Annotated in this window: 4 protein-coding genes; all 4 read left to right on the top strand. The window is 73.9% G+C overall.

The window, feature by feature from the left end:
* Positions 1-1,056, top strand: a 1,056-nt coding sequence (locus ABZ564_RS04670) for a KR domain-containing protein (RefSeq protein WP_360849350.1), incomplete at its 5' end; no start/stop codon positions are given.
* A 239-nt stretch (positions 1,057-1,295) separates the two neighbouring features.
* Positions 1,296-4,649 (top strand): beta-ketoacyl synthase N-terminal-like domain-containing protein, encoded by a 3,354-nt coding sequence (locus ABZ564_RS04665; RefSeq protein ID WP_360849347.1) that lies wholly within the window; start codon positions 1,296-1,298, stop codon positions 4,647-4,649.
* A gap of 32 nt (positions 4,650-4,681) precedes the next feature.
* Positions 4,682-9,553, top strand: a complete 4,872-nt coding sequence (locus tag ABZ564_RS04660; RefSeq protein WP_360849345.1) for a type I polyketide synthase — start codon at positions 4,682-4,684, stop codon at positions 9,551-9,553.
* 78 nt (positions 9,554-9,631) lie between these two features.
* Complete coding sequence (locus tag ABZ564_RS04655; protein ID WP_360849342.1) at positions 9,632-26,053, top strand: type I polyketide synthase; 16,422 nt, start codon at positions 9,632-9,634, stop codon at positions 26,051-26,053.
* Positions 26,054-26,130 lie beyond the last annotated feature (77 nt).

The following is a 26,130-nucleotide window of genomic DNA, read 5'->3' as shown; positions in this document are numbered from 1 at the left end:
CATGTCGCCGGTGTCGCGGACAACGGTGTGGTGGGTGCGTTGACGTCGGAGCGTGTGAGTGCTGTGCTGCGGCCGAAGGTGGACGCGGCCTGGCACTTGCACGAGCTCACCGCCGGGCTGGAGCTGTCGGCGTTCGTGATGTTCTCCTCGGCCGGTGGTCTGGTGCTGGCGGCCGGGCAGGGCAACTACGCGGCGGCCAACGTCTTCCTCGACGCGCTCGCCGCCGAACGCCGGGCCGAAGGCCTTCCGGCGTCCTCCATGGCCTTCGGACTCTGGGCCGTGGACACCGGCATGGCGTCCCACCTGGCCGACGCGGACCTGGAGCGCATGCGCCGGGCGGGGCTGCCGGCGCTGTCCGAGGCGGAGGCCCTGGCCCTGTTCGACGCCGCCCTGGCCTCGGGTCTCGCGGCCACCGTCCCCCTCCGCATCGACCCGGGCGCCCTGCGCACCCGCACCGATGAACTCCCCGCCCTCCTGAAGGCGATGGCCCCGCCCGCCCGCAAGCGGTCCACGGCCGGTGCGCCGAAGGGCGCCTGGCTCGCCGCGCGGATCGCGGGGTGCGACGAGGAGGAGCGGACCGGGATCGTCCTGGACGTCGTACGGGGGCATGCGGCGGCCGTCCTCGGTCACGCCTCCGGTGAGGCGATCGAACCGGACCGCGCGTTCGGGGAGCTGGGTTTCGACTCCCTCGGTTCGGTGGAACTGCGCAACCAGCTCACGGCGGTGAGCGGCGTGCGGCTGCCCGCCACGTTGATCTTCGACTACCCGAGCGCGGCGGAGGTCGCCGCGTACATCGCCGCCCGTCTGGTCCCGGCCGTGCCGGTGTCCAGGGCGGAGGCGGACCTCAAGAAGCTGGAGACCCTGCTCACCACCGACGCCCCGCCCGCCGGACCCGAACGCGCCAGGCTCGTCCAGCGCCTGAGGGAGCTGGCCGGCCGGCTCGACGCACCGCAGCCGGACGAGAGCGGTGACACCGGCCAGGACCTGGACGAGGTCACCGCGGACGAGCTGTTCGACATCCTCGACAACGAGCTCGGCACTCCCGCGGCCCCCTGACACCCGACACCGCCTCACCAGGCGGGACGGGCCCCGGCCGGTGTGCGTGGCAGCTGTACGGCAGCCGTCACGCACACCGGCCCTTCGCGCGTTCCCGCCCCTCCGTACAGGGGCCCGCGGCAGGGGTGGGTTAAGGGTAGGCCGCCCCTCGACGCCCTCAGTAGCGTTCGAATCCGATCAACGTTGGACGCCGCGTGAGTGAGTCGCCACGGATCGTCGACCAGAGGGAGTAGGTCTCTGTGAGCAACGAAGAGCGACTTCTCGAGTACCTGAAGCGGGCCACGACCGACCTGCGGGAGGTGCGCCGCCGGCTGGCGGACGCCGAGCGCCGCCTCGAAGAGGCGGGCCCGTCCGGGCGCGGCACGCACCACGACGACCCGGTGGTCGTCGTGGGGATGGGCTGCCGTTACCCGGGCGGTGTCACGACCCCGGAGGAGCTGTGGCGGCTGGTCGCGGACGGCGTCGACGCGATCGGGGAGTTCCCCGCCGACCGCGGCTGGGACGAGGGTGTGTACGACCCCGAGCCGGGTAAACCCGGCAAGACGTACGCGCGCGAGGGCGGCTTCCTCTACGACGCTCCGGACTTCGACCCTGTCTTCTTCGGGATCAGCCCCAACGAGGCCCTGGTGACGGACCCGCAGCAGCGGCTGCTGCTTGAGGTGTCCTGGGAGGCGATCGAGCGGGCCGGGATCGACCCGACGACGCTCAAGGGTTCGTCGACCGGTGTGTTCGCCGGGGTGATGTACCACGACTACGCACTCGGCGCGGAGCCCGGGAGCACCACGGCCGGCAGTGTGGTCTCGGGGCGGGTCGCGTACACGCTGGGGCTCGAAGGCCCTGCGGTCAGTGTCGACACGGCGTGCTCGTCGTCGCTGGTGGCGCTGCACATGGCGGCGCAGGCGCTGCGGGCGGGCGAGTGCTCGCTCGCCCTGGCCGGCGGGGTGACGGTCATGTCGACCCCGGACATGTTCGTGTACTTCAGTACGCAGCAGGGCCTGGCCTCCGACGGTCGCTCGAAGTCCTTCTCCGCGTCCGCCGACGGTGTCGCCTGTTCAGAGGGCGCCGGTGTCCTCGTCCTGGAACGGCTCTCCGACGCGCGTCGCAACGGCCACCCGGTCCTCGCCGTGGTCCGGGGTTCCGCCCTCAACCAGGACGGCGCCAGCAACGGCCTCACCGCCCCCAACGGCCCCGCCCAGCAGCGCGTGATCCGCCGGGCCCTGGAGGACGCGGGCCTGACGGCGGCGGAGGTCGACGCGGTCGAGGCGCACGGCACCGGCACCACGCTGGGTGACCCGATCGAGGCGCAGGCGCTCCTGGAGACCTACGGGCAGGAGCGGCCCGAGGGCCGGCCCCTGTGGCTGGGGTCCATCAAGTCGAACATGGGCCACAGCCAGGCGGCGGCCGGTGTCGCGGGCATCATCAAGATGGTCATGGCCATGCGCCACGGCGTGCTTCCCAAGTCCCTGTACGCCGAAACCCCGTCGGACCAGGTCGACTGGGCGGACGGTGCGGTCGAGCTGCTGGCCGAGTCACGCCCCTGGGTGCCCGGCGGCGCCGTGCGGCGTGCCGGGGTGTCCTCCTTCGGGATCAGTGGGACGAACGCCCATGTGATCGTCGAGGAGGCGCCGGAAGAGACGGGGGAGACGGCCGTGCGGGCCGCACTCCCCGTGGTTCCTTGGGTGGTGTCGGCAAAGTCTGAGCAGGCCCTCGGTGCTCAGGCCGCCCGCCTGCGGGAACAGGCCGAGGGAGAGCCCGGGACCGATGCGGCGGACATCGGGCTCTCCCTGGCCACCACACGGACCGCCTTCACCCACCGGGCGGTGGTCCTCGGACACGCACAGGCCGACCGCGCGGACGCGCTTGCCGCGCTCGCGGCGGGGAACGAACACCCGGCGGTGGTCGTCGGCCGGGCCCGCCGGGCGGGTAAGTCGGCGTTTCTGTTCACGGGTCAGGGTGCGCAGCGGCTGGGGATGGGTCGTGAGCTGTATGACGTGTTCCCGGTGTTCGCCGAGGCGTTTGACGCGGTGTGCGGTGAGGTGGACGCGCACCTTGGAACGGCGTTGCGTGAGGTGGTGTGGGGGGAGGACGCGGAGGCGCTGAACAGCACTGCGTTCACTCAGCCTGCGTTGTTCGCGTTCGAGGTGGCGTTGTTCCGGTTGGTGGAGGCATGGGGTGTTAAGCCCGATGTTGTGGTGGGTCACTCGATCGGTGAGCTGGCCGCCGCGCATGTCGCTGGGGTGCTGTCTCTGGCGGACGCGGCGAAGCTGGTCGTCGCCCGGGGCCGTCTGATGCAGGCGCTGCCCGCCGGCGGCGCGATGGTCGCCGTCCAGGCGACCGAGGACGAGGTGCTTCCCCTCCTCACGGACGGGGTGTCCATCGCGGCTGTCAACGGTCCGCAGGCGGTCGTGGTCTCCGGCATCGAGGCGGAAGCCCTCGCCGTAGGTGAGCACTTCTCGGCGGCCGGCCGGAAGACCAGCCGTCTTCCCGTTTCGCACGCGTTCCATTCCTCGCTGATGGACCCGATGCTCGACGAGTTCCGGGCGGTCACCAGCGAGTTGACGTTCAACGAGCCCCGTATCCCGGTCGTGTCCACGGTGAGTGGCGAGCTGTCCTCCTCCGGCTGGCAGTCGCCGGAGTACTGGGTCGACCAAGTCCGCAGCCCTGTCCGCTTCGCCGACGCCGTGAACGCCGCGGAAGCCCTCGGAGCCCGTACGTTCGTCGAGGTCGGGCCCGACGCGGTGCTCACCGCTCTCGGCGCGGGCTCCGTGACCGACGAGGACACCGCGCTCGTCCCGCTGCTGCGCAGGAACCGCCCCGAGGCGGAGTCTCTGGTCGGCGCGGTGGGGCGGCTGTACGCGCAAGGCGTCCGGGTCGACTGGCAGGCGTACTTCGCCGGCAGCGGGGCGCGGACCGTCGAGCTGCCCACGTACGCCTTCCAGCGCACCCGCTACTGGGTCGAGGGCAGCGGTTCCACCGGCGCCGCGGTCCCGCACGCGGCGCACGACGTGCCCACCGCCGAGGAGTCGCAGCAGGCGGCGGCCGGGCTGCGGACGGAGCTGGAAGGGCTCGGGGCGGCCGAGACGGGGCGGGTGCTGCTGGCGCTGGTGCGTACACATGTGGCGGCCGTACTCGGGCACGCGTCCGTGGGCGTCGTCGAGACCGATCTCGCCTTCCGTGACATGGGCTTCGACTCTCTGGCGGCCGTGGAGCTCCGCAAGCGGCTGACCGCCGCGTCCGGCTGCGACCTGCCCGCCACGCTGATCTTCGACTACCCCACCCCGCGCGCCGTCGCCGCCTTCCTGGCGGAGCGCCTGGACTCCGATTCCGGCGCGGGGGCCGGCGACCCGGCCGCGGCCGTGCTGGCCGAGCTGGACCGGATCGAGGACGTCCTCGGCGGGTTCCCCGTCACCGGCGGGGACGCCGAGACGGTCAGCGCCCGCGCGGACGCGATCACCGCCCGGCTGGAAGCCATCGTGCGCCGCTGGCGCGACGCACAGGGCGATCCGGTGCCGGACGGCGAGGGACCCGACTTCGAAACGGTCACCGACGAGGAGCTGTTCGACGTGCTCGACAGCGAATTCGGCATCTCCTAGCCAGCGATCAGCTGCAGATTGGTTGAGGTTCGATGAGCAACGACGACAAGCTCCGGGACTATCTCAAGCGCGCCACCGCCGAACTCCAGCGCACCCGACGTCAGTTGTCGGAGGCCGAGGCGCGCGGCAGTGAGCCGGTCGCGATCGTGGCGATGGGCTGCCGTTTCCCCGGCGGCATCACCTCGCCCGAGGACCTGTGGCAGCTGGTGGACGCGGGCCGGGACGCCGTGTCGCTGTTCCCGGACGGCCGTGGCTGGGACATGGACGCCCTGTACGACCCCGAGCCGTCGACGCCCGGCAAGACGTACTGCCGTGAGGGGGGCTTCCTGCACGACGCCGGGGAGTTCGACGCGGACTTCTTCAAGATCAGCCCCCGGGAGGCCCGGGACACCGACCCGCAGCAGCGGCTGCTGCTCGAAGTGTCCTGGGAGGTCATCGAGCGCGCGGGCATCGATCCGACCTCGCTGAAGGGCAGCCGGACCGGGGTCTTCGCCGGCGTCGTCTACCACGACTACCCGGGCGGCGGTGGCACCGGTGGCCTGGCGAGCGTCGCCTCCGGGCGCGTCGCGTACACGCTGGGGCTCGAAGGCCCCGCGGTCACCGTCGACACGGCCTGCTCCTCCTCGCTCGTCGCGCTCCACCTCGCCGTCCAGTCCGTGCGCAGCGGCGAGTGCGCGCTGGCGCTCGCGGGCGGCGTGACCGTGATGGCGAGCCCGGACTCCTTCGTGGGCTTCAGCCAGGACCGGGGCCTCGCCCCCGACGGGCGCTGCAAGTCGTTCGCGGCGGCGGCCGACGGGACCACCTGGTCCGAGGGCGCGGGCATGCTCCTCGTCGAGCGGCTGTCCGACGCCCGCCGTAACGGCCACCCCGTCCTCGCCGTCATCCGTGGCTCAGCCATGAACTCCGACGGCGCGTCCAACGGGCTGACCGCGCCGAACGGCCCTTCGCAGCAGCGCGTCATCCAGCAGGCCCTGGCCTCCGGAGGCCTCGCCCCCGCCGATGTGGACGCCGTCGAGGCGCACGGCACCGGCACCACCCTCGGCGACCCGATCGAGGCACAGGCCCTCATCGCCGCCTACGGGCGCGAGCGGCCCGCCGGCCGGCCGCTGTGGCTGGGCTCGTTCAAGTCGAACATCGGCCACGCGCAGGCCGCCGCCGGCGTCGGTGGCGTGATCAAGATGGTGCAGGCGATGAAGGCGGGCGTGCTGCCGCGCACCCTGCACGTGGACGAGCCGAGCCACAACGTCGACTGGAGCGCGGGCAGCGTACGGCTGCTGACCGAGCCGGTCGCCTGGCCGGAGCTGGGGCGCGCCAAGCGGGCCGGGGTGTCGTCGTTCGGGCTGAGTGGCACGAATGTGCACGTGATCGTGGAAGAGGCGCCGGCGGCGGTCGTTTCCGCCTCCGCCGAGGAGGGTACGGCGGAGGGCGCCGCGGGCGAGGAGCGTACGAGCAGGGGCGCCGTCCCCCGCTTCGTGCCCGTGCTCCTCTCCGCCCGGCGCCCCGAGGCGCTGGCCGCGCAGGCCGCCCGCCTCGCCGACCACCTGGAGGCCCACCCGGCCGAGCCGCCGGTCGACACCGGCTGGTCGCTGGCCACCACCCGGGCCGCCCTGGAGCACCGTGCCGTGGTCGTCGCCGACGGGCAGGCCGCCGCCGGTCACGCCGATCTCGTACGGGCGCTGCGCGCGCTCGCCGACGGCTCCGCCGAGGCCGCCGTCACCGGGGACGCACGGCCCGACGCACTGAGCGCCGTGCTGTTCACCGGGCAGGGCTCCCAGCGCCTCGGGATGGGGCGGGAACTGCACGCCGCCTACCCGGTGTTCGCCCGCGCCTTCGACGAGGCCGTGGACGCGCTCGACGCGCACCTCGACACCTCGTTGCGGGCGGCGATGTGGGGCGAGGACCGTGCGCTGCTCGACGGTACGGGGCTCGCGCAGCCGGCCCTGTTCGCGTGCGAGGTGGCCCTGTACCGGCTCGTCGAGTCCTGGGGCGTCCGGCCCGACTTCCTCGCCGGGCACTCCGTGGGCGAGTTCGCCGTCGCGCACGTCGCGGGCGTGCTGTCCCTCGCGGACGCCTCGAAACTGGTCGCCGCCCGTGGCCGGCTGATGCAGGCGCTCCCGGCCGGTGGCGCGATGGTCGCGGTGGAGGCGTCCGAGGACGAGGTGGTGCCGCTGCTCACCCCGGCCACCGGGATCGCCGCGCTCAACGGGCCGCGTTCCGTGATCGTCTCCGGCGGGGAGACCGACGCGCTCGCGATCGCCGCGCGCTTCGCGTCCGAGGGCCGCCGCACCAAGCGGCTCGCCGTGTCGCACGCCTTCCACTCGCCGCTCATGGAGCCGATGCTCGACGACTTCCGTACGGTCGCCGAGAGCATCACGTACAGCCCCGCCCGCATCCCGGTCGTCTCCACGGTCACCGGTGAACTCGCCGGTGACGACGAACTGGCCTGCGCCGACTACTGGGTGCGCCACGTCCGGGCGAGCGTCCGGTTCGGCGACGCCGTGCGCGCGCTCGCCGCCAAGGGCGTCCACACCTTCCTGGAACTGGGCCCGGACGCCGCCCTCACCCCGCTCGGGCCCGACTGCCTGACCGGCGCCGACGAGGGCGTGGAGCAGCCGGTGTTCACCGCCGTCCTGCGCCGGGACCGCGACGAGGCACGCGTGCTGACCGAGGCCGTCGCGCTCGTCCACACCCGGGGCGTGCCCGTCGACTGGAACGCCTTCTTCACCGCGACCGGCCACCGCCCGCACCGGGTCGACCTGCCCACGTACGCCTTCCAGCACCGCACCTACTGGGCCGCCGCCCCCGACACAGCCTCGGCGACCGCCCCGGCGGAGCCCGGCGAGGCCGGTTTCTGGGAGGCCGTGGAGCAGGAGGACGCGGCCGGGCTCGCGGAACGGCTCGGTGTCGACCCCGCCGACCTGGCCCCCGTGCTGCCCGCGCTCACCAGCTGGCGCGCCGGGCGGCGCGAGGCGTCGGCCGTGGACGCGCTGCGTTACCGGGTCTCCTGGGCGCCCGTCGCGGACCCCGCGCCGCCCGCCCCGCTCACCGGCGACTGGCTCGTCGTCCACGCGGCCGGACAGCGCCCGCTCGCGGACGCCCTGGCCGCCGCGCTGGCGGAGCGGGGCGCGAACCCCGTTCCGACCGAGGGCGTCGCCCTGTCCGCCGCCCCCGCCGGAGTCGTCAGCCTCCTCGCCCTCGACAACACCCCGCACCCGGAGCACCCCGCGCTCTCCCAGGGGCTCGCGGACACCACCGCGCTGCTGCGCGAGACGGCGGCCAGGGAATGGGCGGCCCCGGTGTGGTGCCTCACACGGGGCGCGGTGGCCACCGACGAGGGGGACGCGGCGGTGCGGCCCGGGCAGACCGCTGTGTGGGGGCTCGGCGCGGCCCTCGCGCTGGAGGCGCCGGACACCTGGGGCGGTCTGATCGACCTGCCCGAAGACGCCGACGACACGGTTCTGCGCCGCGTTTGCGACGCCCTCGCGCGGGGAAGCGGCGAGGACCAGCTGGCCGTGCGCCCCCAAGGTGTCTACGCCCGCCGTCTGGTCCGGCCCGCGCAGCCCGACCCGGCAGCGACCTGGCAGGCCCGGGGCACCGTCCTCGTCACCGGAGGCACCGGCGGGATCGGCGCCCATGTGGCCCGGATGCTCGCCGCCGACGGCGCCGAGCACGTGGTCCTCGCCGGACGACGCGGCCCGGACGCCCCGGGCGTCGCCGCCTTGGCCGAGGAGATCGAGGCCATCGGCGCGCGCGTCTCCGTGGCGGCCTGCGACATGGCCGACCGGGAGGCCGTACGCACCCTGCTCGCCGGACTCCCGGACCTCACCGCCGTCTTCCACGCGGCCGGGCTTCCGCAGCGCATCGCCCCGCTGGGTGAGCTGTCCCTCGCGGAGCTGGCCCAGGTCGCCGATGCCAAGGTGCTCGGCGCACGCCACCTGGACGAACTCCTCGGCGACACCCCGCTCGACGCGTTCGTGCTGTTCTCGTCCGGTGCCGCCGTGTGGGGCAGCGCGGGCCAGTCCGCGTACGGCAGTGCCAACGCCTATCTGGACGGGCTCGCGCACAGCCGGCGTGCCCGTGGGCTCGCCGCCACTTCGGTGGCATGGGGTTCGTGGGACGGGGGAATGGTCGACGCCGAACTCGCCGCCGTCATGCGCCGCATGGGTGCCCCCGCGATGGCCCCCGCGCTCGCCGTCGGAGCCCTGCGCCGCATCCTGACGGGCGGCGGCTCGCACGCCGTCGTGGCCGAGTTCGACTGGGAACGCTTCGCCCCCACCTACGTACTGGCCCGCCCCCGCCCGCTCCTGGACGCCCTGCCCGACGCCCGTGCCGCGCTGAGCGCGGACGGTGCCGGCGACGGCGGAGCCGGGGACTCCGGCCTCGCCGACCGGCTGGCCGCTCTCGCCGAACCGGAGCAGCGGTCCGTGCTGCTCGACCTCGTCCGTACGCATGTCGCGGCGCTGCTTGGGTACGACGACCCGGCCGAGGTCGGGGCGGAGCGCGGCTTCACGGACCTCGGGTTCGACTCGGTCGCCGCCGTCGACCTGCGGACGAAGCTCGTCGCCGCGACCGGACGCCCGCTGCCCACCAGCATGATCTACGACCACCCGAGCCCCGGTGCGCTGGCCGGCCACCTGTGGTCGGAGCTCTGCCAGGACGACAGCCTCGGCGAACTCCCCGTACTGGCACAGCTCGACCGCCTGGAGGAGGCCGCGTCGGCGCTCGCCGCCGAGGACATCGAGGCGACCAGGATCACGGCCCGCCTGCAGAGCCTGCTGACCCGGCTGACCACCACCCTCGACGCGCAGAGCGGCGACGGCGGCCAGAAGGTCGGCGACCAGCTGGAAGCAGCCACCGCCGACGACGTCTTCGCCTTCATCGACAACGAACTCGGCCTCACCTGACCGACCGCGCGGCCGGTGCCGGCGACGGCACCGGGCCCCGCACCTGCGACCCGACTCGACCTCACTGCATGAACCGGCATGAACAAGGACTCGGTGGGACCCAACATGTCCAATGACGACGCACGGCTTCTCGACTACCTCAAGCGGGTCACGGCGGATCTGCACCAGACGCGGCGCAGGCTTCAGGAGGCCGAGAACCAGGACCACGAGCCCATCGCCATCGTGGCGATGAGCTGCCGCTACCCGGGCGGGGTCAGCACCCCCGAGGAGCTGTGGCGGCTCGTGGCCGAGGGCCGCGACGCCATCTCCACCTTCCCCACCGACCGGGGCTGGGACCTCGACGCGCTGCGCGGCGACGAGGACGATCCCGCCGCCGGCAGCAGTTACGTGAACGAGGGCGGGTTCGTCCGCGACGTCGCCGACTTCGACGCCGGCTTCTTCGGGATCAGCCCCAACGAGGCCCTCACCATGGACCCGCAGCAGCGGCTGCTCCTCGAGGTGTCCTGGGAGGCGATCGAGCGGGCCGGGATCGACCCGTCGTCCCTGCGCGGCAAGCCCGTCGGCGTGTTCGCGGGCTCCGGTATCCAGGACTACGAGTACATCGTCGGCGCGGCGGGTGAGGTCGCCGAGGCGTACATGACCACCGGCAACGCGGCCGCCGTCATCTCCGGCCGGATCTCCTACACCCTGGGCCTCGAAGGACCGGCCGTCACCGTCGACACCGCCTGCTCCTCGTCGCTCGTCTCCCTCCACCTGGCCGCCACGGCCCTGCGCCGGCGCGAGTGCTCGCTCGCCCTGGCCGGTGGCGTCATGGTGATGTCGACCCCGTCCCCGTTCATCGCGTTCAGCCGTCAGCGCGGCCTCGCCCCGGACGGCCGCTGCAAGGCGTTCGCGGAGGCGGCGGACGGTACCGGCTGGTCCGAGGGCGCCGGCATGCTCGTCCTCGAACGCCTCGCGGACGCCCGTCGCAACGGTCACCCCGTGCTCGCCGTCGTACGCGGCAGCGCGGTCAACCAGGACGGCGCCAGCAACGGCCTCACCGCCCCCAACGGCCGCGCCCAGCAGCGCGTCATCCGCCAGGCCCTCGCCAACGCCCAGCTCTCCGCCACCCATGTGGACGCCGTCGAGGGCCACGGCACCGGCACCACCCTGGGCGACCCGATCGAGGCGCAGGCCCTCCTCGCCACCTACGGACAGGGGCGTGACGAGGACCGGCCGCTGTGGCTGGGGTCCATCAAGTCCAACATGGGCCACGCGCAGGCCGCCGCCGGTGTCGGCAGCATCATCAAGATGGTCGAGGCGCTGCGTCACGGCGTGCTGCCCAAGACGCTCCACGTCGACGAGCCGTCGAGCCACGTCGACTGGTCGGCCGGCCGGGTCCGGCTGCTGACGGAGACCCGGCCCTGGGAGCGGGCCGAGGACCGCCCGCGCCGGGCGGGCGTCTCGGCCTTCGGCGTGAGCGGTACGAATGCGCACGTGATCCTGGAGGAGGCGCCGGCGGCGGAGCCCGCCGAGACCGAAGAGGCCCCCGAAGCCCCGGCGATCCCCGTCACGCCCCTGCCCGCCCTTCTGCCCTGGCCGCTCTCCGGCCGCGACGCGGCGGCCCTCGCCGCGCAGGCCGGCCGCATCCACGCCCACGTCACGGCGGACTCGGAGACGGGTGACGCCGACCTCGCGTACTCCCTGGCGACCGCCCGTGCCGCACTCGACCACCGCGCGGTGGTCCTCGCCGAGACCCGCGAGGCGGCCCTGACCGGCCTCGCGGCCCTGGCCGAGGGGGAGACCCACCCGGCGGTGGTGCGGGGCGTCGCCACGAAGGGGAAGTCGGCGTTCCTGTTCACGGGGCAGGGTGCGCAGCGGCTGGGGATGGGCCGTGAGCTGTATGAGGCGTTTCCGGTGTTCGCCGAGGCGTTTGACGCGGTGTGCGGTGAGGTGGACGCGCATCTCGGAACGGCGTTGCGTGACGTGGTGTGGGGGGAGGACGCGGGCGCGCTGAACGCGACCGCTCTCACCCAGCCCGCGCTGTTCGCGTTCGAGGTGGCCCTCTTCCGCCTCGTCGAGGCGTGGGGCGTCAAGCCCGATGTCGTGGTGGGTCACTCGATCGGTGAGCTGGCCGCCGCGCATGTCGCCGGGGTGCTCTCTCTGGCGGACGCGGCGAAGCTGGTCGTCGCCCGGGGCCGGTTGATGCAGGCGCTTCCCGCCGGTGGTGCGATGGTCGCTGTGCAGGCGACCGAGGAGGAGGTGCTTCCCCTCCTCACGGAGGGGGTGTCCATCGCGGCCGTCAACGGTCCGCAGGCGGTCGTGGTCTCCGGCATCGAGGCGGAAGCCCTCGCCGTGGGCGAGCACTTCGCGGCGGCCGGGCGGAAGACCAGCCGTCTTCCCGTCTCGCACGCGTTCCATTCCTCGCTGATGGACCCGATGCTCGACGAGTTCCGGGCCCTCGCGAGCGAGTTGACGTTCAACGAGCCCCGCATTCCGGTCGTGTCCACCGTCACCGGGTCCGCGTCCTCCTCCGGCTGGCAGTCGCCGGAGTACTGGGTCGACCAGGTCCGCAGCCCTGTCCGCTTCGCCGACGCCGTGAACGCCGCCGAAGCCCTCGGAGCCCGCACGTTCGTCGAGATCGGCCCGGACGCGATCCTGACCGCCCTCGGCGCCGCCTCCGCCACCGACGAGAACACCACCTGCGTCCCGCTGATACGTAAGGACCGCGGCGAGTCCGAGGCCCTGGTCGCGGGTCTGGGCCGGCTGTTCACCACGGGCCTCACCCCCGACTGGGAGGCGTTCTACGCGGGCACCGGTGTCCGCAAGGCCGACCTCCCCACGTACGCCTTCCAGCGCACCCGTTACTGGGTCGAGGGCAACGGAGCCCCCGGGGACGTCTCCGCCGCCGGGCTCGCCGCGGCCGGGCACCCGCTGCTCGGGGCGGTCGTCTCGCTGGCGGACTCCGGCGGTGTCGTCCTGACGGGCCGGATCTCCCTGTCCGCTCAGCCCTGGCTCGCCGATCACGTCGTGGGGGAGTCCGTCGTCTTCCCCGGCACCGGCTTCGTCGAACTGGCCGTCCGCGCCGGGGACCAGGTCGGCTGCGAATCGCTCGACGAGCTGATGCTCCAGGCCCCGCTGGTGCTGCCCGCCCGCGGGGCGGTCGCGCTCCAGGTCGAGGTGGGCGCGTCGGACGCGTCCGGGCGGCGGCCGTTCAGCGTGCACTCGCGCCGTGACGACCAGCCCGACCAGCCGTGGACGCTCCACGCGTCCGGGGTCCTGGCGGCCACCACCGCGGACCCGGCCCCCTTCGACCTGGCCGCCTGGCCGCCCACCGGTGCCGAGGCCCTCGACACGGAGGGGGTGTACGCGTCGCTGGCCGAGGCCGGACTCGCTTACGGGCCCGCCTTCCGGGGCCTGACGGCCGCCTGGCGGTCCGGGACCGAGATCTGTGCCGAGGTCGCGCTGCCCGAGCGGGCGCGGGCGGAGGCCGCCGCGTTCGGGCTGCACCCCGCGCTGCTGGACGCCTCGCTGCACGGCTCCGTGTTCACGGACCTGTTCGCGGAGGCGAGCGGTCCGGTGCTCCCGTTCGTCTGGACGGGCGTACGGCTGCACGCCTCCGGGGCCGCGCGGCTGCGGGTCCGGATCGCCCCGGACGGTGCGGGTGCCATCGCCCTGGCCGTCGCCGACGAGACGGGCCGGCCCGTGCTGTCCGTCGACTCGCTCGTCCTGCGCGAGGTCTCCGCCGAGCAGTTGGCCGCGGCCCGCACGGTCGCGCACGAGTCCCTGTTCGGCCTGGACTGGGTGGAACTCCCGGCGGGCGAAGAGGTTTCCGCGCCCGTCGACTGGGCAGAGCTGCGCGCCGACGGGCCGGTACCCGAGAGCGTCGTCCTGCGGTCCCGGCACACCGGTGCGGACCCGGCAGCAGTCCGGGCCGCCACCACCGAGATCCTTGCCGCACTCCAGCACTGGCTCGCGGCCGAGCGCTCCACGGACTCCCGCCTGCTCATCGCGACCAGCGGTGCCGTGGCCCGGCCCCAGGAAGACGTCACGGACCTGGCCGGGGCGGCGGTCTGGGGCCTCGTGCGCTCCGCGCAGGCCGAGCACCCCGGGCGGGTCATCCTCGCGGACCTGGACGACCTCGCGGACGCCGCACAGGCCGCCGCCGCGCTGGCCACCGGTGAGGCCCAGACCCTCGTACGCGGCACGACCGTGTACGGCGCCCGCCTCACCCGCCTCGCGGACGACCCCGAGACGCGCGTCCGCCCCGACTTCGGCACCGGCACGGTCCTGGTCACCGGCGCGACCGGCGCGCTCGGCAGCCTGGTGGCCCGGCAGCTCGTCGAGACCCACGGCGTACGCAGCCTGCTGCTGGTCTCCCGGCGGGGTGCGGACGCCCCCGGTGCGGCGGAGCTGTCCGCCGAGCTGCGCGCGCTCGGTGCCGAGGTCACCCTCGCCGCCTGCGACGTGGCGGACCGGGACGCCCTGGCCGCCGCCCTCGACGGAGTGCCGCTCACCGGTCTCGTCCACCTGGCCGGTGTACTGGACGACACGCTCATCGCCTCGCTGACCCCGGAGAGCCTGGACACCGTCCTGCGCGCCAAGGCCGACGCCGCGCTCCACCTCCACGAGCTGACGCGGGACCTGGGCCTGTCGGCGTTCGTCCTGTTCTCCTCGGCCACCGGCGTCCTGGGCGTCCCGGGCCAGGGCAACTACGGCGCCGCCAACGCCCTGCTCGACGCCCTCGCCACCCACCGCACCGCCCACGGCCTGCCCGCCCGCTCCCTCGCCTGGGGCCTGTGGGCGAGCGGCATGTCCGGCACCCTGACCGACGCCGACCTCCAGCGCATGAGCCGCACCGGCATCGGCGCCCTCACCTCCGCGTACGGCCTGGAGCTCTTCGACCGGGCGCTGACCGTGGACGCGCCCGTCGTCCTGCCGATCCGGCTCGACGTGCGCACCCTCGCCGAGGCCGGGGAGGCGCTGCCGCCGCTCTTCCGGAAGCTGGTACGCGTACGGGCCCGGCGCACCGCGGGGTCCGCGCCGGAGTCGGCCGGGGCGCTGCGCGGCCGGCTGGCCGGGCTCGACCGGGAGGAGCAGGAGCGCGTCCTGCTCGACCTGGTCCGCACCCAGGTCGCGGTGGCCCTCGGCTACCCGAACGCGGACGCCGTGGACGAGACCCGTGCCTTCAGCGAGCTGGGCTTCGACTCGCTCACCGCTGTGGAGTTCCGCAACGCCGTCAGCGCCGCCGCCGAGGTCCGGCTGCCCGCGACCCTGGCCTTCGACTATCCCAGCCCGCGGGCTCTGGCCCGGCACCTGCTCGGCGAACTCGACGGCTCCATCGCCGAGGTGAGCCCCGCCCGGGGTGTGAACGGCTCCGATGCGGGGAACGACGACGACCCGATCGTGATCGTCTCCATGGCATGCCGCTACCCGGGCGGGGTACGCAGCCCGGAACAGCTCTGGCAGCTCGTCGCCGAGGGTGTGGACGCCGTCTCGGACTTCCCCGCCAACCGTGGCTGGGACCTGGACCGGGTGTACGACCCGACCTCCGAGCGCCCGCACACCACCTACGCCAACGAGGGCGGATTCCTGCACGAGGCGGGTGAGTTCGACCCCGCCTTCTTCGGGATCAGCCCCAACGAGGCCGCGATCATGGACCCGCAGCAGTTCCTGCTGCTGGAAACGGCCTGGGAGGCGTTCGAGCGGGCCGGGATCGACCCCGAGACCCTGCGCGGCAGCATGACCGGCTGCTACGCCGGGATGATGTACCACGACTACGCGGCCAACAACAGCACCGGAGCGATCGCCTCCGGCCGCGTCTCGTACGTGTTCGGCCTGGAGGGCCCTGCGGTCACCGTCGACACGGCGTGCTCCTCCTCGCTGGTCTCCCTGCACATGGCGGCGCAGGCGCTGCGCTCGGGTGAGTGCTCACTCGCCCTGGCCGGCGGTGTCGCGGTCATGGCGACCCCCGAGGTCTTCGTCGAGTTCAGCCGGCAGCGGGGTCTGGCCCCCGACGGCCGCTGCAAGTCCTTCGGCATCGGCGCCAACGGCACGGGCTGGGGCGAGGGAGCGGGCATGCTGCTCCTGGAGCGCCTGTCCGACGCCCGCCGCAACGGCCACCCGGTCCTCGCCGTGGTCCGGGGTTCCGCCCTCAACCAGGACGGTGCCAGCAACGGCCTCACCGCCCCCAACGGCCCCTCGCAGCAGCGTGTCATCCGCCAGGCCCTGGCCAACGCGGGCCTGACGGCGGCGGAGGTCGACGCGGTCGAGGCACACGGCACCGGCACCACGCTGGGCGACCCGATCGAGGCGCAGGCGCTGCTCGCGACCTACGGACAGGGGCGCGAGGAGGGCCGGCCGCTGTGGCTGGGCTCCATCAAGTCGAACATGGGCCACACGCAGGCAGCGGCCGGTGTCGCGGGCATCATCAAGATGGTCATGGCCATGCGCCACGGCGTGCTGCCGCCCACGCTCCACGCCGAGGAACGCTCGGACCAGATCGACTGGTCGGCGGGTGAGGTGGAACTGCTGACGGAGGCCCGGGAGTGGGCGCCGGCCGGCCACCCGAGGCGCGCGGGCATCTCGTCCTTCGGCATCAGCGGGACGAACGCCCATGTGATCGTGGAGGAGGTTCCCGAGGCCGCCGTCGTCGAGCCCGGGGCCGACCTGGCCGTCACCCCCTGGGTGGTGTCCGCGAAGAGCGCGGACGCGCTGTCCGGTCAGGCGTCGCGGCTGTTGTCCGTGGCGGGTGACCACCGGGCCGAGGACATCGGCTACTCCCTGGCGACCTCGAAGCCGGCCTTCGAGCATCGGGCTGTCGTCTTCGGTGACGGTACGGGTGCGCTGGCGGCGTTGGCGGCGGGCGAGGAGCATCCGGGGCTGGTGAAGGGGGTGACGCGGGCGGTCGGCAGGTCGGCGTTCCTGTTCACGGGGCAGGGTGCGCAGCGGCTCGGTATGGGCCGTGAGCTGTATGAGGCGTTTCCGGTGTTCGCCGAGGCGTTTGACGCGGTGTGCGGTGAGGTGGACGCGCACCTCGGAACTGTGTTGCGTGAGGTGGTGTGGGGGGAGGACGCGGATGCGCTGAACGCGACCGCCCTCACTCAGCCCGCGTTGTTCGCGTTCGAGGTGGCGTTGTTCCGTCTCGTCGAGGCGTGGGGTGTCAAGCCCGATGTCGTGGTGGGTCACTCGATCGGTGAGCTGGCCGCCGCGCATGTGGCCGGGGTGTTGTCGCTGGCGGACGCGGCGAAGCTGGTCGTCGCCCGGGGCCGGTTGATGCAGGCGCTTCCGGCCGGTGGTGCGATGGTCGCCGTACAGGCCAGTGAGGACGAGGTGCTTCCCCTCCTCACGGACGGGGTAGGCATCGCGGCCGTCAACGGGCCGCGGTCCGTGGTTGTTTCGGGTGTCGAGTCCGAGGCGCTTGCCATCGGTGAGCACTTCTCGGCGGCCGGGCGGAAGACCAGCCGTCTTCCCGTCTCGCACGCGTTCCATTCCTCGCTGATGGACCCGATGCTCGACGAGTTCCGGGCGGTCACCAGCGAGTTGACGTTCACGGAGCCTCGTATCCCGGTTGTCTCCACGGTGAGTGGCGAGCTGTCCTCCTCTGGCTGGCAGTCGCCGGAGTACTGGGTCGACCAGGTCCGCAGCCCTGTCCGCTTCGCCGATGCCGTGAACGCCGCGGAGGCGTTCGGTGTCCGTACGTTCGTCGAGATCGGGCCGGACGCGGTCCTGACCGCCCTCGGCGCCGGCTCGGCCGCCGAGGACACCAGCGCGTTCGTCCCGCTCGTCCGCAGGAACCGTCCCGAGCCTGAGTCCCTGGCCGGTGGGCTGGGCCGGCTGTACGTGGACGGGGTGCGGATCGACTGGCAGGCGTTCTACGCCGGCAGCGGGGCGCGGACCGTCGAGCTGCCCACGTACGCCTTCCAGTGCACCCGCTACTGGGTCGGTACGGAGGAGTACCTGGCCAACTCCTGGATCGGCGGCGGCAGCAGCATGGCGACGGCCGGGCTGACCGATGCCGGGCACCCGTTGCTTGGCGCGGTCGTGCCGTCCCCGGACACCGACATGGTGACGTTCACCGGGCGGCTGTCGGCCGGTACGCACGGCTGGATCGTCGACCACGACGTCCTCGGGAGCATTCTGCTGCCGGGCACGGGCTTCGTGGAGCTGGCGATCCGGGCCGGTGACCAGGTCGGCTGCGCGGTGCTCGAGGAGCTGGCCCTGCAGGCGCCCCTCATCCTGCCGGAACGCGGGGCGGTGACCGTGCAGATGGTCGTCGGTGCCGCCGACACGTCCGCCCGCCGCTCGGTGAGCGTGTACTCGCGCGCCGAGAACCGCCCCGACCTGCCGTGGACCCTGCACGCCGACGGCGTGCTCGCCCCCGGCACGGAGAGTCCCGCGTTCGACCTCGCGGCCTGGCCGCCCGCCGGGGCGGAGGAGCTGTCCCTGGAGGGTGCGTACGACGGTTTGCGTGAGCGAGGGTTCGGGTACGGGCCGACGTTCCAAGGGCTCAAGGCCGCCTGGCGCGTGGGCGACGTGCTGTTCGCGGAGGTCGCGCTGCCGGAACAGGCGCACGCGGAGGCTGAGAAGTTCGGGCTGCACCCGGCGCTCCTGGACGCCGCCATGCACGCGGCCCTCGTCAACGGCACCGGGGGCGACGAGACCGTCCTGCCCTTCGTGTGGCGCGAGGTGACCCTGCACGCGGCGGGCGCGTCCGCCGTACGCGTACGGATCACGCAGCCGACACCGGAGAGCCTGTCCTTGCAGGTCGCGGACGCCACCGGGGCCCCCGTGGCCACCGTGGGCGCGGTCGTCGGCCGGCCCGTCTCCACCGAGCAGCTCGCCACCAGTGGCAACGACTCCCTGTTCCGCATCACCTGGAACAAGCTGCCCGCCGCCCCCACCCGTACCCCGTCCGACACACCCGCCCCCGTCGTCTTCACCTGCGGGACGCGGGACCTGGCCGCGGACGTGCCGGGTGCCGTACACGGGCTGGTGGGCCAGGTGTTGGAGGCCGTGCAGGAGTGGCTGGCGGTGGACCGGCCCGAGGGTGCGGTGCTGGCGGTGGCCACGCGCGGTGCGGTGGCCCTGGCCGAGGGTGAATCGGTTGATGTGCGTCAGGCCCCGGTGTGGGGGTTGGTGCGGGCCGCGCAGGCGGAGAACCCGGGCCGGTTCGTGCTGATCGACTCCGACGGTTCCGTGCCCTGGGACCAGGTGACCGCTCTCGGCGAACCGGAGCTGGTCGTCCGTGAGGGTGAGGTGTGGGTGCCGCGTCTGGTGCTCGCCGCGCCGGGCGACGACACGGTTCCTGTGTGGGATGCGGGCAGGACCGTATTGATCACGGGTGGTACTGGTGGGTTGGGTGCGCGGGTGGCCCGGCATCTGGTGGCCGAGCATGGGGTGCGGAGTCTGCTTCTGGTGGGGCGTCGGGGTGCGGGCACGCCGGGTGTGTCCGACCTCGTTGCGGAGTTGTCCGGGTTGGGTGCTTCGGTTTCGGTGGCGGCTTGTGATGTGGCGGACCGGGATTCTCTGGCCGCGGTGATCGCGTCCGTGGACCCTGCGCATCCGCTTTCGGGTGTTGTTCATGTCGCCGGTGTCGCGGACAACGGTGTGGTGGGTGCGTTGACGTCGGAGCGTGTGAGTGCTGTGCTGCGGCCGAAGGTGGACGCGGCCTGGCATCTGCACGAGCTCACCGCCGGGCTGGAGCTGTCGGCGTTCGTGATGTTCTCCTCGGCCGGTGGTCTGGTGCTGGCGGCCGGGCAGGGCAACTACGCGGCGGCCAACGTCTTCCTCGACGCGCTCGCCGCCGAACGCCGGGCCGAAGGCCTTCCGGCGTCCTCCATGGCCTTCGGACTCTGGGGCGTCGACACCGGCATGACCAGCGTCGACATGCTGGGCCTGGCCGAGGAGCGGATGGCGGCCCAGGGGCTGCCGGCGCTGTCCGAGGCGGAGGGCCTGGCCCTGTTCGACGCCGCCCTGGCCTCGGGTCTCGCGGCCACCGTTCCCCTCCGCATCGACACCAACGTCCTGCGCAACCGCGCCACCGAACTCCCGGCCCTGCTCCGGGGCCTGGTGCGCGTACCCGTACGCAGGACCGCGCAATCCACCGACGGGGGTGACGGCCTCCTCGCCCGGCTGGCGGGACTGGACGCCACCGCACGCGCTGCCGCGCTCCTCGATCTCGTACGGACACACGTGGCCGGGGTCCTCGGTCACGCGTCCGCCGACGCGATCGAGCCGGAGCGGGCCTTCAGCGAGCTGGGCTTCGACTCGCTGGCGGCCGTCGAGCTGCGCAACCGGCTCGGCGCGGCGACGGGCCTCCGGCTGCCCGCCACGCTGATCTTCGACTACCCGACCGCGGATGCCGTCGCCGCCTACATGGGCGAGGAGGTGGCCGGTTCGGACCGTGCCCTGCCGGCTCCCGCCCGCGCCCTGCCCGCGGGCGGCGGGGCCGACGGGGACGACGACCCGGTGGTCATCGTCGGCATGGGCTGCCGCTATCCGGGCGGTGTCACGACCCCGGAGGAGCTGTGGCGGCTGGTCGCGGACGGCGTCGACGCCATCGGCGACTTCCCCGCCGACCGCGGCTGGGACCCGGAGGTGTACGACCCGGAGCCCGGGACGCCCGGCCGGACATACGCCCGCGAGGGCGGCTTCCTCTACGACGCCCCGGACTTCGACCCTGTCTTCTTCGGCATCAGCCCCAACGAGGCGCTGATGATGGACCCGCAGCAGCGGCTGCTGCTTGAGGTGTCCTGGGAGGCGATCGAGCGGGCCGGGATCGACCCGACGACGCTCAAGGGGTCCTCGACCGGTGTGTTCGCCGGCCTGATGTACCACGACTACGCACTCGGCGTGGAGGCCGCGGCCAGCAGCGGCGGCAGCCTCGTCTCCGGCCGCACCGCCTACACGCTGGGCCTGGAGGGTCCGGCCGTCACCGTCGACACCGCGTGCTCCTCCTCGCTGGTCGCGCTGCACATGGCGGCCCAGGCCGTGCGCGCCGGTGAGTGCTCGCTCGCGCTGGCCGGGGGTGTCGCCGTCATGGGCACCCCGGGCATGTTCATCGAGTTCAGCCGGCAGCGTGGGCTCGCCCCCGACGGCCGGTCCAAGTCCTTCGCCGCGTCGGCGGACGGCGTCGCCTGGGGCGAGGGCGCGGGTGTGCTGCTCCTGGAGCGGCTGTCCGACGCACGTGCCAACGGCCACCCCGTCGTCGCCGTCCTCCGGGGTTCCGCCCTCAACCAGGACGGCGCGAGCAACGGGATGACCGCCCCCAACGGTCCGTCCCAGCAGCGCGTGATCCGCCAGGCCCTGGCGAACGCGGGCCTGACGGCGGCGGAGGTCGACGCGGTCGAGGCGCACGGCACCGGCACCACGCTGGGCGACCCGATCGAGGCGCAGGCCCTCCTCGCCACCTACGGACAGGGGCGCGCGGACGATGCGCCGCTGTGGCTGGGGTCCATCAAGTCCAACATGGGCCACACCCAGGCCGCCTCGGGCATCGCGGGCGTCATGAAGATGGTCATGGCCATGCGCCACGGCGTCCTGCCGAAGACCCTGCATGTCGACGAGCCCTCGGACCAGGTCGACTGGGAGGCCGGGAACGTCGCGCTGCTCACCGAGGCCCGGGAGTGGCAGCCCGCCGACCGGCCGCGCCGGGCCGGCGTCTCCTCCTTCGGGATCAGCGGGACGAACGCGCACGTCATCGTGGAGGAGCCGCCGGAGGCGACCGCCGAGGTCCCCGGCGACAGCGAACTCCCGGTGTTTCCGCTGGTGCTGTCGGGGAAGAGCCCGCAGGCCCTGGCCGCCCAGGCCGAGCGGCTGCTGGAGCGGGTCACGGGCGAGCCCACGCTCGCACCGGCCGACCTGGGCTTGTCGCTGGCGGCCACCCGCACCGCGTTCGCCCACCGGGCCGTCGTGGTGGGCGCGGACACCGAGGAACTGCTGCGCGGCCTCACCGCCCTGGCGCAGGGCCGTAACGCCCCCGCCGTCGCGAGCGGCCGGGCCCGCCGGGCGGGTAGGTCGGCGTTCCTGTTCACGGGGCAGGGTGCGCAGCGGCTCGGGATGGGACGTGAGTTGTATGAGGCGTTCCCGGTGTTCGCCGAGGCGTTCGACGCGGTGTGCGGTGAGGTGGACGCGCACCTTGGAACGGCGTTGCGTGAGGTGGTGTGGGGGGAGGACGCGGACGCGCTGAACGCGACCGCCCTCACCCAGCCCGCGCTGTTCGCGTTCGAGGTGGCCCTCTTCCGCCTCGTCGAGGCGTGGGGCGTGGCCCCGGACATGGTCGTCGGTCACTCGATCGGTGAGCTGGCCGCCGCGCACATCACCGGGGTGCTCTCTCTGACGGACGCGGCGAAGCTGGTCGTCGCCCGGGGCCGGCTGATGCAGGCGCTTCCCGCCGGCGGCGCGATGGTCGCTGTCCAGGCGACCGAGGACGAGGTGCTTCCCCTCCTCACGGACGGGGTGTCCATCGCCGTCGTCAACGGACCTCAGTCAGTGGTTGTTTCGGGTGTCGAGTCCGAGGCGCTTGCCGTGGGCGAGCACTTCTCGGCGGCCGGGCGGAAGACCAGCCGTCTTCCCGTCTCGCACGCGTTCCATTCCTCGCTGATGGACCCGATGCTCGACGAGTTCCGGGCGGTCACCAACGAGTTGACGTTCAACGAGCCCCGCATCCCGGTCGTCTCCACCGTCACCGGCGCTCCGTCCACCGACTGGCAGACCCCGGAGTACTGGGTCGACCAGGTCCGCCGGCCCGTCCGCTTCGTGGCGGCCGTGGAGGCCCTGGAGGCGCAGGGCGCGACCCGGTTCCTGGAGATCGGTCCCGACGGCATCCTGACCGGCCTCGCCCAGCAGGTCCTGGACCGGGGCGAGGGCGGCGAGGCCGTGCTCGTACCGGCCGTACGCAGGAACCGTCCCGAGCCCGAGGCCCTGGTCACGGCCCTGGGGCGGCTGTACACGGACGGGGCGCGGGTGGACTGGGAGGCGTTCTTCGCCGGTACGGGGGCGCGCAGGGCCGAGCTGCCCACGTACCCCTTCCAGCGCACCCGCTACTGGGTGGACGCGGCCAAGCCGGCCACCGATGCCGTGGCCGTCGGGCAGGACGCCTTCGACCACCCGATGCTCGCGGCCGTCGTGGCGTCGCCCGACTCCGAGGCCGTGACGCTCACCGCCCGCGTCTCGCTGGACACCCAGCCCTGGGTGGCCGACCACGCGGTGCACGGCAGCATCCTGCTCCCCGGCACCGGCTTCGTGGAGCTGGCCCTCCAGGCCGCCGACCACGTCGGCTGCGGGCTGCTGGAGGAGCTGACGCTGTACGCGCCGCTGGTGCTGCCGGAGCGCGGCGGGGTGTCGCTCCAGGTCGTCGTCGGCGAGCCCGACGCACAGGCCCGGCGCACGGTCCGCGTCTACTCGCGGCCCGAGAATCACCCGGACGAGCCGTGGACCCGGCACGCCGAAGGTGTCATCGCCTCCGGAACCGGGAACACGACAGCGCCCGCCCTCACCGAGTGGCCGCCCGCCGGTGCCGAGGATCTGGACGCCGACGGCCTGTACGACGGGCTCCAGGAGCGCGGGTTCGGTTACGGCCCCGTGTTCCAGGGGCTGACGGCGGCCTGGCGGCACGGCGACGCGCTGTACGCGGAGATCGCCCTGCCCGAGCAGGCGCACCAGGACGCCGGGCGCTTCGGCCTGCACCCGGCCCTGCTCGACGCCTCCATGCACGCGCTCGGCTTCGGCGGGCTCGGTGCCGAGGAGGACGGAGGGCAGGCGCTGCTCCCCTTCTCCTGGACCGGTGTCACCCTGCACGCCGCGTCCGCGACCGCCGTACGGGTCCGGCTCGCGCCGGTCGAGGGCGTGCGCAACGCGGTACGCCTGGACCTCGCCGACCCGGCCGGGGCGCCCGTGGCCTCGGTGGAGGCGCTGCAACTGCGGCCGGTCGCCGCGCAGCAGCTGGGCGACGGCGGGTTCCGGGAGGCGCTGCTCGCCGTCGAGTGGCAGCCGGTCGGCGGCGGCAGCGGGCCGCGCGGTGACTGGGCGGTCGCCGGGCCCGGTCTGGTGGTCGCCGGGGTGCCGGTGGTCGCGGGGCTCGACGCGCTCGGTGACGCCGTACCGGACGTGGTGCTGCTGCCCGTCCTCGCGGACGCCGACGGGCCCGGCACCGAGCACGAGGTCCCGGCAGGGACGCGTACCGCCGTGGACGGGGCCCTGGCCGCCGTACAGCAGTGGCTCGCCGAGCCCAGGTTCGCGCGGTCGCGGCTGGTGCTGGTGACCCGGGCCGCGGCGGCCGTCGCGGACGGCGACCCGGTCGACGTGCGGCAGGCGCCCGTATGGGGGCTGGTGCGGGCGGCGCAGGCGGAGAACCCGGGCCGGTTCGTGCTGCTGGACCTGGAGGAGGGCGAGCCCTCGCCCCGGGCCCTGGCCACCGCGCTCGCCGCCGGTGAACCCGAACTGGCCGTACGCCGCGACAAGGTGCTCGCGCCCCGGCTCGCCCGCTCCTCCGCACCCGGCGGCGAAACGCCGTGGGACACCGAGGGGACCGTGCTGATCACCGGCGGTACCGGCGGCCTCGGCGCGATCGTCGCCCGGCACCTGGTGACCGAGCACGGCGTGCGCCACCTGGTGCTCGCCGGCCGGCGCGGGCTCGCAGCGCCCAACGCGGCCGGGCTCCGCGACGAACTGACCGCGCTCGGCGCCGAGGTGGAGATCGCCGCGTGCGACGTCTCGGACCGGGCTGCCGTGGCCGCGCTGATCGCGGGCATCGGCCAGGACCACCCGCTGCGCGGCGTCGTCCACGCGGCGGGCGTCGCCCACAACGGGCTCGTCGGGGCGCTGACCCCCGAGCAGGTGGACCACGTGCTGCGGGCCAAGGCGGACGCCGCCTGGCACCTGCACGAGCTGACCGCCCACCTCGACCTGTCGGTGTTCGCGCTGTTCTCGTCGGCGGGCGGCCTCGTCATGGCCGCCGGTCAGGGCAACTACGCGGCGGCCAACGTCTTCCTGGACGCGCTCGCCGCCCACCGCCGCTCCCAGGGACTCGCCGCCACCTCCATGGCGTTCGGGCTCTGGGCCACCGAGACCGGGCTCAGCCAGTGGCTCGGAGAGGCGGACCTCCAGCGGATGCGGCGCACCGGGACCCCGGCGCTCACCGAGGAGGAGGGCCTGTGGCTGTTCGACGCGGCGGTCGCCGCCGACGCTCCGGCACTCGTGCCGCTCCGCGTCGACCTGGCCGCCCTGCGGGCCCGCACCGACGAGGTGCCCGCGCTGCTGCGGGGCCTCGCCCCGGCCGGGCGCAGGCGTGCCGGTGCGGCGGCCGTCGTCCGCGAGGCCGGCGGACTCGTGCAGAAGGTGCGCGGGCTCGACGGGGAGGCCCGGGTCAGGGCCGTGCTCGACGAGGTACTGAGCCATGCCGCCGAGGTCCTGGGGCATGCGGACGCCGGTGCCGTGGACGCCGAAGCGGGTTTCCTGGAGGCCGGGTTCGACTCGCTGACCGCCGTCGAACTCCGCAACCGGCTCAACGCGGCCTCCGGGCTCGCGCTGCCGGCCATGGTGGTCTTCGACAGCAGGAACCCGCTGGAGCTGGCCCGGCTCGTCGCCGGCCGGCTGGCCACCGAAGGGGGCGACGCGGGGCCGGGTGCCACGCCCGCCCCGGCGGCCGCGAGCCCGGTCGACGACACCCTGTACGGACTGTTCCTGGACGCGATCATGGCGGGGCACATCAAGCCCGGCCTGGCGATGCTGCGTTCGGTGGCGGCGCTGCGGCCGTCGTTCACCACGGCCGCCGACCTGGACGTGCTGCCCGAGGCGGTCTCGTACGGGGCACGGGCCAAGGCCGACGGGGAGAGCCCGGCGCCCCGCCTGATCTGCCTCAGCACCCCCACCGTGGCCGGCGGCGTGCACCAGCACGCACGGCTCGCGGCCCGGCTGTCGGTACCGGTCTCCGGAATCCCGACCCCCGGTTTCGCCCGGGGCGATTCGCTGCCGGAGTCGTTCGACGCGGCCGTCGACGTCCTCGCCGAGGCGGTGCTGCGTACCGCCGACGGAGAGCCGTTCGTGCTGCTCGGCTTCTCCTCCGGCGGGCTCCTCGCCCACGCCACCGTCGCCCGCCTGGAGCGGGTGCACGGGGTGCGGCCGGCCGGGCTCGTCCTGCTGGACACGTACTACATGGGCGCCGCGAACGACGCGATCTTCGACCAGATGGCGTCCGCCGTCCCCGACAAGGCGGCCACCCTCGGCTCGTTCAGCAGCGCCGAACTCTCCGCGATGGGCCGGTACGTGGAGCTGCTGCCGCAGTTCACGCAGGCCGACATCGAGGCGCCGGTGCTGTTCGTCCGGGCCGGGGACCTCTTCGAGGCGGGCGAACGGGCCGGCGTCGGCGAGGGCGGCGACTGGCAGGCCGACTGGAAGGGCGCCGAGACCGTGGCGACCGTGCCCGGCACGCATTTCACCATCGTCGAGCAGCACGTCGACACGACGGCCCCCGTCATCGACGGCTGGCTGAAGGACCTGAAGGAGCGGATCTCCTCGTGACTGTCGAACGACACGCGCAGGGCCGGCCCGGCCCGCGCGTGCCCACCGAACGACCCCTCACACCCGGACGAGCACAG

This window comes from Streptomyces sp. NPDC019224, assembly GCF_040632605.1.
Lineage (GTDB): Bacteria > Actinomycetota > Actinomycetes > Streptomycetales > Streptomycetaceae > Streptomyces.
This window is presented reverse-complemented; position numbering and strand designations above follow the sequence as displayed.

What these genes read in the sequence shown, in the direction of transcription:
- ABZ564_RS04655 (WP_360849342.1), top strand. Translation starts at nt 9,632, where the DNA reads ATGAACAAGGACTCGGTGGGACCCAACATGTCCAATGACGACGCACGG.
- ABZ564_RS04660 (WP_360849345.1), top strand. Translation starts at nt 4,682, where the DNA reads ATGAGCAACGACGACAAGCTCCGGGACTATCTCAAGCGCGCCACCGCC.